Genomic DNA, 13,400 nt, shown 5'->3' with positions numbered 1-13,400 from the left:
TCATCGCCATGATCATCCCGCGCTCTTCGGCACTCAGTTGTTCGTAACTCCTGGTCATGCAAGCTCTTCCTTTCAGGATCGAGTGTGTTGCACTTCAGGTTTGAAACCGCCTCTACTTTCTTTTGGCGAAGCAAAAGAAAGTAGATCGCCTGCCGGGGCGAGACCCGGCCTCTGCCCTCCGCAAGGAGCGCAACGATGAATCTCTCCCTCCCCTTCGTCAAGCGCCCCATAGGCACAGTCCTCCTGACCATAGGCATCGCCCTGGCCGGCATAGCGGCATTCTTCGTATTGCCGGTATCCCCGCTCCCCCAGGTCGACTACCCCGTCATCTCCGTCAGAGCCTCCATCCCCGGCGCCAGCCCCGAGACCATGGCCACCAGCGTGGCAACCCCTCTGGAGCGCCACCTGGGCACCATCGCAGGCGTCAACGAAATGACGTCCACCAGCTCGGTGGGCTCCGCCCGTGTCACGCTCCAGTTCGACCTGAGCCGCAACATCGACGGCGCCGCGCGCGAAGTGCAGGCCGCCATCAACGCCAGCCGCGTCGACCTGCCCGCCACGCTGCGCAGCAACCCGACCTACCGCAAGGCCAACCCGGCCGCGTCCCCGGTCATCATCCTGGCGCTCACGTCAAAGACCAAGACGCCGGGCCAGATCTACGACGCGGTGTCCAACATCGTCAGCCAGCGGCTGTCGCAGGTCGACGGCGTGGGCGACGTGGAAATCGGCGGGGGCTCGCTGCCGGCGGTGCGCATCGAGCTGCTGCCGTTCGCGCTCAGCCGCTACGGCATCAGCACCGACGACGTGCGCGCGGCCATCCAGGCCTCCAACGCAAACCGGCCCAAGGGCACGGTGCAGGGCGACGGGCGCAAGCTGCAGATCTACACGCAGACGCCAGCGCTGCGCGCGAGCGACTACGCCTCGATGGTCATCGCCTGGCGCAACGGCGCGGCGGTGCGGCTGCAGGACGTGGCCGAGGTGATCGACGGCGTGGAAGACACGCGCACGCTCGGCCTCTTCAACGGCGAGCCGGCCATCATCGTGCTCATCACGCGCCAGCCCTCGGCCAACATCATCGAGACGGTCGACAGCGTGCGCGCGCTGCTGCCCGAGCTGCAGGCGCAGCTGCCGCCGGACGTCACGTTGCAGGTGGCGTCGGACAGCACCAACTCCATCCGCGGCTCGCTGCGCGAGGTGGAGTTCACGCTGGTCATCTCGGTGATCCTGGTGGTGCTGGTGGTGAGCCTGTTCCTGCGCAGCGTGCGCGCGACCATCGTGCCGGCGGTGGCCACGGTGGCGGCGCTGCTGGGCACCTTCGGGGTCATGTACCTGCTGGGCTTCAGCCTGAACAACCTGAGCCTGATGGCGCTCACGGTGGCCACCGGCTTCGTGGTGGACGACGCCATCGTGGTGCTGGAGAACACCAGCCGCCACATCGAGTCGGGCATGACGCGCATGAAGGCGGCGCTGCTCGGCGCGAAGGAGGTGGGCTTCACGGTGCTGTCGATCAGCGTGTCGCTGGTGGCGGTGTTCATTCCGCTGCTGTTCATGGGCGGGCAGGTGGGGCGGCTGTTCCGCGAGTTCGCGGTCACGCTGTCGGCGGCGGTGCTGATCTCGCTGGTCATCTCGCTCACCACCACGCCCATGATGTGCGCCTGGCTGCTCAAGCCGGGCGGCGAGCACGACAAGAACAAGCCGCAAGGCCGCCTGGGCCGCATGGCCGCGCGCAGCTACGACTGGATCCTGAAGCGCTACGAAACCAGCCTCGACTGGGCGCTCGACAGCAAGGGCCTGGTCATGCTGATCCTGGTGGCGGTGGTGGGGCTGAACGTGTACCTGTTCAGCGCCGCGCCCAAGGGCTTCTTTCCGCAGCAGGACAGCGGCCAGCTCAACGGCGGCCTGCGCGCCGACCAGAGCATTTCTTCGCAGGCGCTGGCGGCCAAGCTGCGGCAGGTGGTGGACATCATCCGCAAGGACCCGGCCGTGGACACGGTGGTGGGCTTCACCGGCGCCGGCCGGGCCGGGGGCGGCTTCATGTTCGTCAACCTGAAGCCGGCCAACCAGCGCACCGAAAGCGGCCTGGCCGTCATCGCGCGGCTGCGCCCGCAGCTGGCCGAGGTCACGGGGCTGCGCGTGTTCCTGGGCACGGTGCAGGACGTGCGCTCGGGCGGCCGGTCGAGCAACTCGACCTACCAGTACACGCTGAAGAGCGACAGCCTGGCCGACCTGCGCACCTGGGCGCTGAAGCTGTCCGAAGAGCTCAAGCAGCAGCCGGTGCTCACCGACATCGACACCGACCAGGACGAGAACGGCGTGGAAACGGTGGCCAAGATCGACCCCGACAGCGCGCGCCGGCTCGGGCTGACCTCGACCTCGATCGACAACGCGCTGTACAACGCCTTCGGCCAGCGGCAGGTGGCCACCATCTACACCGAGCTGAACCAGTACCACGTGGTGATGGAATGGGCGCCGCGCTACACGCGCAGCCCGAACGCGCTGAAGGACATCTACGTGCCGGCCACCAAAACGTCGGTGGTGGCGGGGCAGACGGTGACCACGCAGGTGGCGGCAGCCACTTCCACGGCGTCGACCGGTTCGTCGTCGTCTTCTGCGTCTTCTTCGAGCAGTTCCAGCGCCGCGGTCCCCGTGTCCGCCAACCCGGCGCTGCGCAATGCCTCGTCGGGCAACGTGCTGAGCAACACGGCCACCAGCCTGGTGCCGCTGTCGGCGGTCGCGAAGTTCGAGGAGCAGTCGGTGGCCACCTCGGTGAGCCACGAAGACGGCGAGCTGGCCACCACCATCTCGTTCAACCTCGCCGAAGGCGCCAACCTGGGCGACGCGCGCGAGGCCATCGCCAAGGCCGAGGCCAACATCGCCATGCCCACCAACGTGCGCGGCGCCTTCGCGGGCACCGCCGCCAGCGCGCAGCAGTCGCAGGGCCAGCAGGTGATGCTGATCGCGGCGGCGCTGGTGGTGATCTACATCGTGCTAGGCATCCTGTACGAAAGCCTGGTGCACCCGATCACGGTGCTGTCGACGCTGCCCTCGGCCGGCGTGGGCGCGGTGCTGGCGCTGCTGATGTTCCGCATGGAGTTTTCCATCATCGCGCTCATCGGCGTGTTCCTGCTGATCGGCATCGTGAAGAAGAACGCCATCCTGATCATCGACTTCGCGCTGGAGGCCGAGCGCTCGCGCGGGCTCACGCCGCTGGAGGCGGTGCGCGAGGCCTGCCTGCTGCGCTTTCGCCCCATCCTGATGACCACGCTGGCCGCGGCGCTGGGCGCGCTGCCGCTGGCCATCGGCTTCGGCGAGGGCGCCGAGCTGCGCCGGCCGCTGGGCGTGGCGATCATCGGCGGGCTCATCGCGAGCCAGTTGCTGACGCTGCTGACCACGCCGGTGGTCTACCTGCTGCTCGACAAGCTGCGCCGCCGCGGCAAGAACGAACACGAACTGAGCCGCGCCACGCCCGCCTGAGAACAACGACACCATGAACGCATTGCCTTTCGCCTCCCGTTTTCCGCGCTCGGCGCTCGCGCTGGCCGCGGCCCTTGCCATCGCTTTCACCGTCAGCGGCTGCGCCGTGGGCCCGCGCTACGAGCAGCCCACCACCGCCTTGCCCTCCAACTGGAAGGAGCTGCAGACCGCCGAAGGCTGGCTGCCGGCCGCGCCGGCCGACGCGCTGGACCGCGGCGAATGGTGGAAGCTGTTCAACGACGCCACGCTCGACGACCTGGCCGGCCGGGTGCAGGTGTCGAACCAGAACATCGCCGCGGCGGTGGCCAACTACTCGCAGGCCCAGGCGCTGGTGCGCGGCGAGCGGGCGGCGCTGTTCCCGTCGGTGTCGCTCGACGGCTCGGGCAAGCGCACGGGCACGGTGGGCGGTGGCGGCACCAGCGGATCGAGCCCGTCGAACGCGTTCTCCGCCACGCTGGGCGCCAGCTGGACGCCCGACGTGTGGGGCCGCCTGCGCGAGGCCGTGAGCAGCGCGCAAGCCAATGCGCAGGCCAGCGAGGCCGACCTGGCGGCGGCGCGCCTCTCGGCCATCGGCGACCTGGCCATCAACTACTTCTCGCTGCGCGAGGCCGACGCCGAGATGGTGCTGCTGGACGAAACCATCCAGGGCTACCAGCGCGCCTTCGACATCACCAGCAACCGCTACGCCGCCGGCATCGCCGCGCAGACCGACGTGCTGCAGGCGCAGACCCAGCTGGTCAACGCCAAGGCCGACCGCGTGGGCCTGCAGCGCAGCCGCGCCACCTACGAGCACGCGATCGCCACGCTGCTGGGCGTGGCCCCGGCCGACTTCAGCCTGCCGGCCGCCCAATGGACGCCCAGCGTGCCGGGCGTGCCGACCGGCGTGCCCTCGACGCTGCTGCAGCGCCGGCCCGACATTGCCGCGGCCGAGCGCACGGTGGCCTCGGCCAATTCGCAGATCGGCATCGCGCGGGCGGCGTACTTTCCCAACATCAACCTCACGGCCTCGGTGGGCAGCAACGCCAGCCGTGTGAAGGACCTGTTCAGCTCGGCCAACTCGTTGTGGTCGCTGGGCTTCTCGGTGGCGCAGGTGGTGTTCGACGCTGGCGCCATCGCGGCCAACGTCGATTCGGCCAAGGCCGGCTACGAATCGAGCGTGGCGCGCTACCGCCAGACCGTGCTCACGGCCTTCCAGGCGGTGGAAGACCAGCTCACCGCCAGCGCCACATTGGCGCAACAGGAGGGCCTGCGGCGCGAAGCCTCGGCGGCGGCCGACAAGACCGAGCAGCAGCTGCTCAACCGCTATCGCGCGGGCCAGGTGAGCTACACCGACGTGGTCACGGCGCAGGCAGCCGCGCTGAGCGCACGGCGCACGCTGGTGCAATTGCAGGTGAACCGCCAGACCACCGCCATCGCGCTGGTCCAGGCGATGGGCGGCGGCTGGCAGGCGGGGTGGATGGGCGGCAGCGCAAACACGCAACAAACGGATCCCGCCACCACGCCCCGCGCGCAGTGAACGGCTGATCTGGCGGGCGGGCAGGGCGCCAATGCCGGCCTTGCCCGTCCTCAGGCCCGCTGGCCGGCGCGCATGCCGCCGGGGCGGGCCTTGTCATGTCGCGGCGCACCGATGGTCAATGCGCCGGACGGTCGATGGTGTGTCCCAGGTAGTCCTTGTCGGTCACCAGCACCCAGAGCGCGAGCACCAATATCACCGCGGCCACCAGCACCGCGTTGACCAGCGCCGGCTCCAGGCCGCGGAAACCGACCAGCCAGGGAGACACCGCAAGCCAGGCCGCCAGCGCGACCTCGGTCCACTCTTCCCACTGTCGGGGCACGAAGGTCGCGCCCAGTGCCACGGCGCCCAGCACGATGCCGGTCGCCACCATGGTCCACATGGCGGGCGTCATGTCCGAAAAGCCCAGGACCCAGGGCGAGACGATCAGCCAGGCGCCGGCGACGGCGTTGACGGGGTCTTGCCAGTGCTTCACTTGCCTCATGGTCATTGCCTCCTGTCGCGACACGACGCCGCGACGGGGTGTTGGACCCGTTTCGGCGCGGCGAGGTTCCACGGCGTGCATGCCATATGAATGCAGACAGCAGTTAGGAACTTTTCCTCAATTTTCGAAAAATCAACTTTCTTCGAATTTTTACGGAAACCGGGGATATGAAGCTTCGATACGGGGCCGTACCATGCGCCCGGCTCATTCCCGAGCCCTGGCTGACACCACCCGTTCTCGACCCTCGATGACCCCCCCAGATCCTTCCCGGACACGCGCGTTGTCCGTGGCCGAAACGCTGCGCAACAAGATCTTCGACGGCGTGTTCGCGCCCGGCTGCCACCTGATGGAGATTGCGCTGGCCACCGAGCTCGGCGTGTCGCGCACGCCGGTGCGCGGCGCCATGGCGCGGCTGGCGGACGAGGGGCTGCTGGTGTACCTGCCCAACAAGGGCTTCCAGGTGCGCCGCTTCAACGCCAAGGACGTGTTCGACGCCTTCACCCTGCGCGCCAACCTCGAAGGCATGGCCTGCCGGCTGCTGGGCGAGCGCGGCATCGACGACGAGGTGTTCGCCCAGCTGGCGGCCCTGGTGGGCGAGCAGGCCCGGCTGCTGCAGAGCAGGGACTGGACCTCGGCGCGGGCGCTGCGCTGGCACGAGCTGAACCTCGACTTCCACCGCAAGCTGCTGCAGGCGGCGGACAACCGCTGGCTCACCGAGGCGGTGTACCGGGCCTGCCAGCTGCCCATCATCTTCGACAGCAACCTGCGCCCGCACAACCGCGACGCGTCGATGCAGCTCTACCGCCACGAGCAGGCGCTGCAGGCGCTGGACGACCACACCCGCATCCTGGAGGCGCTGGGCCAGCGCGACGGCGTGGAGGCCGAGGCGGCCATGCGCGACCACATCCTGGGCCACCGCGACCTGCTGGTGCACCACCTGCGCAAGAACGCGACCGAGGCGCGCGCAATGGCCAGGGTCTGACCCTGCGCCCGTTGCCGCGCGCCTACCCGCCGCGCGACGCCGGTGGCGCCAGGTACGCGCCCGACTCGAACAGCTGCGCCTCCGCCTGGTCGATGCGCCGCACCACCGGCTTGCCCGCGCGGCTCGCGAGCAGCTCGACCAGCGCCTCCGACAGCGCCACCCCCGCCGCCACCGACGGGAAGAACGAGGGGCTGTGGATGGTGAACAGCAGCGTCTCGTCCGCCAGCAGCGACAGCGGCGAGCCCAGGCTGTCGGTGATGGCCACGATGCGGCAGCCCGCCGCCTTCGCCGCCTGCGTCACCTGCAGCGCCTCGCGCGAGTAGGGCGCGAAGCTGGCCACCACCAGCGCGTCGCCCTTGGCGAAGGCGCGCTGCTGCATTTCGAGCGAGCCGCCCTGGCCGTCGACCAGGTGCACGCTGCTGCGGAAGATGCGGTAGACGTACACGAACGAGAACGCGATCGGAAAGCACGCCCGGAACCCCGCCGCATGCACGGCGGGCGCCTTCTCGATGAGCGCGCAGGCTTTCTGCAGCGCCTGCTCGCTCTGCTGGTGCGTGGCCTCGAGGTTGCGGCGCTGCACCTCGAACATCTCGCCGGTCAGGCTCTGGTCCTGCGCGCGGCCCACCAGCTGCTTGGCGCGACCGCCGTAGGTGTCGGTGCCCAGGCCCATGTCCGCGGCAAAGGCCTCCTTCAGTTGCGGCCAGCCCTCGAAGCCCAGGTGCTGAGCGAAGCGCACCAGCGTGGCCGGCGTGCTCTGCGAGCGCGTGCCCACGTTGCGCATCGAGCCCGTGACCACCTCGTTCGGGTGGTCGAGCACGTAGCGCGCCACCTGCTGCAGGGCGGGGCTCAGTTCGTTGAAGCGCTGGCGGATCTGGTCTCTGGCGCCCATGGCGTGGTGTCTCTCTTCGGCTGTGTCTGGAACAAATGTACCGGAGGGGTTCGAACGGAACAGTTGACGGAACAAATGTTCCAAACAATAATTCAGCCGAAACGTTAGTTCCAACAAAACCGAACTGCTTCCCGAACTGCTTCCCGAACTGCCACCCGGACCGTCCCGGACTCTCCTGTACCCGACCCCACCCGCCATGACGCACGTTTTCCACCGCCACCTCCGCCAGACCCCACCCGTCGCCGCCGGCTCGCACGGCATGTTCATCCGCGACGCCGAAGGCCGCGAGTACCTCGACGCCTCCGGCGGCGCCGCGGTTTCCTCGCTGGGCCATGCGCACCCCGAGGTGCTGGCCGCCATGCACGCGCAGCTCGATACGCTGGCGTACGCGCACACCAGCTTCTTCACCAGCGAGGTGGCCGAGCAGCTGGCCGACGAGCTCATCGGCTCCGCGCCCGAGGGCATGAGCCACGTGTACCTGGTGAGCGGCGGCTCCGAGGCGGTGGAGTCCGCGCTGAAGATGGCGCGCCAGTACTTCGTGGAAACCGGCCAGCCGCAGCGCACCCACTTCATCGCGCGGCGCCAGAGCTACCACGGCAACACGCTGGGCGCGCTGGCGGTGGGCGGCAACGCCTGGCGGCGCGAGCCCTTCGCGCCCATCCTGGTGCCGGCCACGCACGTGGCGCCGTGCTACCCGTACCGCGAGCAGCGCGACGACGAAAGCGCGGAGCAGTACGGCCTGCGGCTGGCGGCCGAGCTCGAAGCGGCCATCCTCGCGCAGGGCGCCGACCGGGTGATCGCCTTCGTGGCCGAGACGGTCGGCGGCGCCACCGCCGGCGTGCTCACGCCGGTGCCGGGCTACTTCAAGGCGGTGCGCGCGGTGTGCGACAGGTACGGCGTGCTGCTGATCCTCGACGAGGTCATGTGCGGCATGGGCCGCACCGGCACGCTGCACGCCTGCGAGCAGGAGGGCGTGGTGCCCGACCTGATCACCATCGCCAAGGGCCTGGGCGGCGGCTACCAGCCGGTGGGCGCGGTGCTGGCGCAGCGCCGCATCGTGGAGGCCATGTCGCAGGGCAGCGGCTTCTTCCAGCACGGCCACACCTACCTGGGCCACCCGATGGCCTGCGCCGCCGCGCTCGCGGTGCAGCGCGTGATCCGCCGCGACGGGCTGGTCGCCAAGGTGCGCGAAGACGGCGCAGCCTTCGGCGCGATGCTGCGCGATGCGCTGGGCGGGCACCCGCATGTGGGCGACATCCGCGGCCGCGGCTTCTTCTGGGGCCTGGAGCTGGTCGCCGACCGCGCCAGCAAGGCGCCGTTCGACCCGGCGCTCAAGCTGAACGCCGCCGTGAAGAAAGACGCCATGGCCCGCGGCCTGCTGTGCTACCCCTTCGGCGGCACGGTCGACGGGCGCCAGGGCGACCACGTGCTGCTGGCGCCGCCCTTCATCGCCACGCGGCAACACCTGCAGGCCATTGCCGAGCGGCTGGCCGAGTCCATCGACGCGGTCACGCGCGCGGCCGTGCGCTGAGCGCCTTTTTTCTTCCCGCTTTTTTCTTCAACCGTCGTTCCAAGGAGCGTTCCATGCCCAAGCCACGTCTGTCGTTTTCGCGCGGTGCCTTTTCACTGTCGCTCCCGCTCTCCCTTTCGCTTTCCTTCGTGCTGGCCTTCGCCGCCCACGCGCAGGACAGCGACACGCTCGCCAAGGTCAAGGCCAGCGGCGCCATCACCTTCGGCTACCGCGAGTCGTCCTTCGGCTTCTCGTACCTCGACGGCAACCTGAAGCCCGTGGGCTACAGCATCGAGATCTGCAACCGCATCGTCGAGGCGCTGAAGACCGAGCTGAAGATGCCCGCCATCGAAATCAAGTACCAGGCCGTCACCTCGGCCAACCGCATGCCGCTGGTGCAGAACGGCACGGTCGACATCGAGTGCGGCTCCACCACCAACCTGGTCGACCGGCAGAAGCAGGTGGCGTTCTCGCCCGACATCTTTCGCTACAACGTGCGCATGCTGGTCAAGGCCGATTCGGGCATCAAGGGCATCGCCGACCTGCAGGGCAAGACCGTGGCCACCACCACCGGCACCACCTCGTTCCGCCTGCTGCGCGAGGCCGACCGCGGCCGCAGCCTCGACGTGACCAACCTCGCGGGCAAGGACCACAGCGACTCCTTCCTGCTGGTGGAAAGCGGGCGCGCGCAGGCCTTCGTGCTCGACGACATCCTGCTGGCCGGGCAGCTCGCGAACGCGCGCAACCCGAAGGACTTCGTGATCACCGGCGAGAGCCTGCGCACCGAGAACCAGTCGCTCATGTTCCGCAAGGACGACCCGGCCTTCAAGGCGCTGGTGGACCGCGTGGTCTCCGGCATGATGAAGTCGGGCGAGATGGAAAAGCTGTACAACAAGTGGTTCATGTCGCCCATTCCGCCGAAGGGCATCAACATCAACTATCCGCTGAATGCCGAGACGAAGGACGCGTTCGCGAACCCGTCTTCCAAAGGCATCTGAGCGCACCCGAAGCTCCCCGCACCATGACCCGCATTGCCCTGATCCACGCGCTCTCGCACTCCGTCGCGCCCATCAACGAAGCCTTTGCGCGCGACTGGCCCGAGGCGGTGCGCATGAACCTGCTCGACGACAGCCTGTCCGCCGACCTGGCGCGCGACGGCAAGGGGCTGGACGCGGCCATGCACGAGCGCTTCCAGCGCCTGGCGCAGTACGCGGTGGACACGGGCGCGCGCGGCATCCTGTTCACCTGCTCGGCCTTCGGGCCGTGCATCGAGGCGGTGGCGCGCCGGCACGCGGGCATTCCGGTGCTCAAGCCGAACGAGGCCATGGTCGAGGAGGTTGCCGAGAAAGTGGCAGAGAAAGTGACAGAGAAAGTGGCGCAAGGGCAGGGCAGGCTGGGCCTCATCGCCACCTTCGCGCCCACGCTCGCCTCGATGCCGCCGGAGTTCGCGCCGGGCACCGAGCTGGAAACGGCGCTGGCCGAAGGCGCGCTCGACGCATTGAACGCTGGCGACACGCAGCGGCACGACGCGCTCATCGCCGCGCAGGCGGCCGCCTTGCGCGAGCGCGGCTGCACGCGCATCGCGCTGGCGCAGTTCAGCATGGCGCGGGCGCGCACGGCCTGCGAGGCTGCGAGCGGGTTGCCGGTGCTGACCACGGTCGACAGCGCGGTGCGCGCGTTGCGGCGCCGCGCCACGCAGCGCTGATTCAGCACCGCAAGCTCAGGCCCGCAAGCTCAGGCCCGCTGCTTCATCGCCGCGCGGCTGCTCTCGATGATCGAGAACAGCGCCGTGATCGCGATCTGCGCCGCGTCGCTGCGCCCCAGCGTCCGGGTGATGTTGCTTTCGCGGTCGGTGGCCTGCAGCCCCTGCGACAGGCGTCGGTAGATGTCGGCCGAGGGCATGGCCGCGGCGTTGCCCAGCGCGTCGCACCAGGTGTCGGCCAGCACGGCGGTGAGCTGCTCGCTCTGCGCGTTCGACAGCTTCATGCCGTCGCCCGGGAACATGGCGGCAATGCAGTGCATGAGGTAGGCCTGCGTTTCCAGCGAGAACGAATGCTGGCGCACGTAGCACTCCACCGCCGCCCAGAACAGCGGCTCCGAGGTGCGGCGCCAGCTCTCCAGCACCTTGCGCGCCTTGGCCACCAGGTCGGCATGCGTGTCGCCGGGCTCGGTGGGGCGCAGCGCCAGCCCCTGCAGCGTGAGTGCCACGTCGGGCCCCGAGGCGCCCAGCACGAAGCTCCAGAACTTCCAACGCGCGTACCACTTCTTGTCGTGCGCCGGGTCCAGCGGCTCGAGCAGCCAGAAGTCGAGGCTCTGCACCGCGTCGCTGCGCTGGTCGGCGGTGCGGCCGTCGCCCAGGTCGAGCAGCGGCATCGCCGACTGCATGCGGTCGGCCGCGATGTGGCCCTGCGCCACGATGCCCGCGCTGGTGCCCGAACGGTCGATGTCGAGCAGGCGCTGCATCAGCCGGCGCAGCTCGCCGGCCGAGGCGCCGGTGGCCTGGCTCACGCGGCGGATCGACTCGCACTGCTCGCGCTCCAGGTCGTGCACGTTCTTGCGCCGGTCTTCGCCATGGTCGTCGGCGGTGGAGACGTGTTCTTCGAGCCCGTTGCCGGGGGTGAACGTCTGCATGGGTGAGGCTCCTGCGGACCGCGGGGTCCGCGCATTTGTGACTATGTGTCAACGCAATGCATCCGAACATCACCAGAACTGGGTATCCGGGGCGCTCACCTGAACGCCGCCTGACCACCCGCCTCGCCATAATTGCCGCTCTTTCAAGGAGTACGCGTGGACATCGTTTTGCTGGTCAAGGCCGCCATCATGGGCATCGTGGAGGGGCTGACCGAATTTCTTCCAATTTCGTCGACAGGCCATCTGATTCTTGCGGGCTCGTTGCTCGGCGGCTTCGGCGACAACCGGGGCAAGGTCTTCGAGATCGCCATCCAGACCGGCGCGATCTTCGCGGTGATCCTGGTGTACTGGCAGAAGATCCGCTCCACCGTGGTGGCGCTGCCCCGCCAGCCCAAGGCGCAGCGCCTGGCGCTGAACATCTTCATCGGCTTCCTGCCGGCGGTGGTGCTGGGCCTGCTGTTCGGCAAGGTCATCAAGGCGCACCTGTTCATTCCGACCGTGGTGGCCAGCACCTTCATCATCGGCGGCTTCATCATCCTGTGGGCCGAGAAGCGCCCGCCCGGCTCGGTGCGCGTGGAGCACGTGGACGACATGACGCCGTGGGACGCGCTCAAGGTGGGCCTGGTGCAGTGCTTCGCCATGATCCCGGGCACCAGCCGCAGCGGCTCGACCATCATCGGCGGCATGCTGCTGGGCCTGTCGCGCCAGGCAGCGACCGACTTCTCGTTCTTCCTGGCCATTCCCACGCTCATCGGCGCGGGCGTGTACAGCGTCTACAAGGAGCGCGCGGCGCTGTCGATGGCCGACCTGCCGCTGTTCGCGGTGGGGCTGGTGTTCTCGTTCATCAGCGCCTGGCTGTGCGTGCGCTGGCTGCTGCGCTACATCAGCAGCCACAGCTTCGTGCCCTTCGCCTGGTACCGCATCGCCTTCGGCATCGTGGTGCTGGCGACCGCGTGGAGCGGCGTGGTGGTGTGGGCGGACTGAGCCGCCTGCGCAAAACTTGAGCGTTTGAAACTTCAGGCCGCGGCCGCGGTGGCGCCCAGCAGGGCGCTGGCGGCCCGGGCCTCCTGCCGCACCGCCACGGCAATGGGGCCGTCGATGGCGGGGTCGAAGCCGCCCGTGGCGCCCAGCGCGGTAATCACCGCGCTCACGCGGCCCGCGTAGTCGTACACCGGCGCCGCCACGGCGCTGATGCCGCGCAGGTAGGTGTCCTTCACGCTGGCGCAGCGCGCCTGCTGCACCTCGCGGCGCAAGCTGCCGATCGGGTCTTTCGCGTCGAGCAGCGCGCGCATGTCGGGCGTGGCGTCGCCCAGTTCCTGCTCGGCCAGCGCCAGCACGCGCGACTCGTCGAGCAGCCCCAGGAAGGCGCGGCCGGTGGCCGACCACAGCATCGACATCACCGAGCCCACGCGCACGTTCACCGTCACCGGCAGGCCCGGTTCCTCGAAGCGCACGATGGTCGGGCCCTTGTTGCCCATCACTGCCACGAAGCAGGTCACCTCCAGCGTTTCGCGCAGGCGTATCAGGCAGGGCTCGGCCGCGCGAATGGGGTCGGCCTGGCGCATGGCGGCCAGCCCGATCTGGATGGCCTCGGTGCCCAGGTAGTAGTGCTGCGAGGCGGCGTCCTGCGCCACCAGGCCTTCTTCCATCAGGCTGGCGAGGTAGCGGTGCACCTTGGCCGGGCTTTCGGCCACGTGGGTCGACAGGGCGGTGAGGCTGCTGCGCCCGCCCAGGTGCGCCAGCCCCTTGAGCACGGCCATGCCGGTTTCGGCGGCCTGCACGCGCTGGCGGCGTTCACGTGCGGGGGCGGGGGCGGCGAGGGGTTCCGGCGATGAGGTCATGTGCGCTCGATGTTAGGTGCAGGCCCGGGGCGCCCTGAAAACGGCCGGTGGAGGCCGGGTAAACCCGTGATCTGAA

At 69.2% G+C, this 13,400-nt stretch carries 11 protein-coding genes; 7 read left to right on the top strand and 4 right to left on the bottom strand.

Annotation, left to right across the window (positions count from 1 at the left end; translation table 11 throughout):
• Positions 1-195: 195 nt before the first annotated feature.
• Positions 196-3,474 carry an efflux RND transporter permease subunit gene (locus QTI51_RS33280; protein WP_116912928.1) on the top strand — a complete coding sequence of 1,093 codons (3,279 nt, stop codon included), beginning with the start codon at positions 196-198 and terminating at the stop codon, positions 3,472-3,474.
• 13 nt (positions 3,475-3,487) lie between these two features.
• Positions 3,488-4,990, top strand: a complete 1,503-nt coding sequence (locus tag QTI51_RS33275; RefSeq protein ID WP_116912929.1) for an efflux transporter outer membrane subunit — start codon at positions 3,488-3,490, stop codon at positions 4,988-4,990.
• Positions 4,991-5,105: 115 nt separating this feature from the next.
• Here the strand turns inward: QTI51_RS33275 and QTI51_RS33270 are convergent, their stop codons facing one another.
• Positions 5,106-5,471 (bottom strand): SPW repeat protein, encoded by a 366-nt coding sequence (locus QTI51_RS33270; protein ID WP_116913086.1) that lies wholly within the window; start codon positions 5,469-5,471, stop codon positions 5,106-5,108.
• A gap of 286 nt (positions 5,472-5,757) precedes the next feature.
• Between QTI51_RS33270 and QTI51_RS33265 the strand changes: the two genes are divergently transcribed.
• Entirely contained in the window at positions 5,758-6,453 is a 696-nt protein-coding gene (locus tag QTI51_RS33265; protein WP_286517433.1) for a GntR family transcriptional regulator, read from the top strand.
• Between the two features lie 22 nt (positions 6,454-6,475).
• Here the strand turns inward: QTI51_RS33265 and QTI51_RS33260 are convergent, their stop codons facing one another.
• A complete protein-coding gene (locus tag QTI51_RS33260; RefSeq protein ID WP_116912931.1) occupies positions 6,476-7,342 on the bottom strand; it encodes a MurR/RpiR family transcriptional regulator in 867 nt (288 codons plus the stop codon).
• Positions 7,343-7,538: 196 nt separating this feature from the next.
• Here QTI51_RS33260 and QTI51_RS33255 point away from each other — a divergent pair, with 196 nt between their 5' ends.
• The 3 genes from QTI51_RS33255 to QTI51_RS33245 are packed head-to-tail and all read left to right on the top strand — an operon-like array spanning position 7,539 to position 10,557.
• Positions 7,539-8,873 carry an aspartate aminotransferase family protein gene (locus tag QTI51_RS33255; protein WP_116912932.1) on the top strand — a complete coding sequence of 445 codons (1,335 nt, stop codon included), beginning with the start codon at positions 7,539-7,541 and terminating at the stop codon, positions 8,871-8,873.
• Between the two features lie 53 nt (positions 8,874-8,926).
• Positions 8,927-9,850: a transporter substrate-binding domain-containing protein gene (locus tag QTI51_RS33250; RefSeq protein WP_116912933.1), complete on the top strand. Its 924-nt coding sequence runs from the start codon at positions 8,927-8,929 to the stop codon at positions 9,848-9,850.
• 23 nt (positions 9,851-9,873) lie between these two features.
• Positions 9,874-10,557 (top strand): aspartate/glutamate racemase family protein, encoded by a 684-nt coding sequence (locus tag QTI51_RS33245; RefSeq protein WP_116912934.1) that lies wholly within the window; start codon positions 9,874-9,876, stop codon positions 10,555-10,557.
• Between the two features lie 29 nt (positions 10,558-10,586).
• On the opposite strand, the gene QTI51_RS33240 is transcribed toward QTI51_RS33245, so the two are convergent.
• Complete coding sequence (locus QTI51_RS33240) at positions 10,587-11,483, bottom strand: hypothetical protein (protein WP_116912935.1); 897 nt, start codon at positions 11,481-11,483, stop codon at positions 10,587-10,589.
• Between the two features lie 156 nt (positions 11,484-11,639).
• Between QTI51_RS33240 and QTI51_RS33235 the strand changes: the two genes are divergently transcribed.
• Entirely contained in the window at positions 11,640-12,467 is an 828-nt protein-coding gene (locus QTI51_RS33235; RefSeq protein ID WP_116912936.1) for an undecaprenyl-diphosphate phosphatase, read from the top strand.
• Positions 12,468-12,499: 32 nt separating this feature from the next.
• On the opposite strand, the gene QTI51_RS33230 is transcribed toward QTI51_RS33235, so the two are convergent.
• On the bottom strand, positions 12,500-13,324 hold the full coding sequence (locus QTI51_RS33230) for an IclR family transcriptional regulator (RefSeq protein WP_116912937.1): 825 nt from the start codon (positions 13,322-13,324) through the stop codon (positions 12,500-12,502).
• Between the last annotated feature and the right edge of the window lie 76 nt (positions 13,325-13,400).

Origin of the sequence: Variovorax sp. J22G73 (assembly GCF_030317035.1) — a bacterium.
Taxonomy (GTDB): Bacteria; Pseudomonadota; Gammaproteobacteria; order Burkholderiales; family Burkholderiaceae_C; genus Variovorax.
The sequence above is the reverse complement of the archived record's forward strand: the minus strand, read 5'-3'. Positions and strand labels throughout refer to the sequence as shown.

Coding starts and splice junctions, on each gene's coding strand:
- QTI51_RS33275 (WP_116912929.1), top strand. CDS start 3,488: ATGAACGCATTGCCTTTCGCCTCCCGTTTTCCGCGCTCGGCGCTCGCG.
- QTI51_RS33260 (WP_116912931.1), bottom strand. CDS start 7,342: ATGGGCGCCAGAGACCAGATCCGCCAGCGCTTCAACGAACTGAGCCCC.
- QTI51_RS33240 (WP_116912935.1), bottom strand. CDS start 11,483: ATGCAGACGTTCACCCCCGGCAACGGGCTCGAAGAACACGTCTCCACC.
- QTI51_RS33245 (WP_116912934.1), top strand. CDS start 9,874: ATGACCCGCATTGCCCTGATCCACGCGCTCTCGCACTCCGTCGCGCCC.
- QTI51_RS33270 (WP_116913086.1), bottom strand. CDS start 5,471: ATGAGGCAAGTGAAGCACTGGCAAGACCCCGTCAACGCCGTCGCCGGC.
- QTI51_RS33255 (WP_116912932.1), top strand. CDS start 7,539: ATGACGCACGTTTTCCACCGCCACCTCCGCCAGACCCCACCCGTCGCC.
- QTI51_RS33230 (WP_116912937.1), bottom strand. CDS start 13,324: ATGACCTCATCGCCGGAACCCCTCGCCGCCCCCGCCCCCGCACGTGAA.
- QTI51_RS33280 (WP_116912928.1), top strand. CDS start 196: ATGAATCTCTCCCTCCCCTTCGTCAAGCGCCCCATAGGCACAGTCCTC.
- QTI51_RS33250 (WP_116912933.1), top strand. CDS start 8,927: ATGCCCAAGCCACGTCTGTCGTTTTCGCGCGGTGCCTTTTCACTGTCG.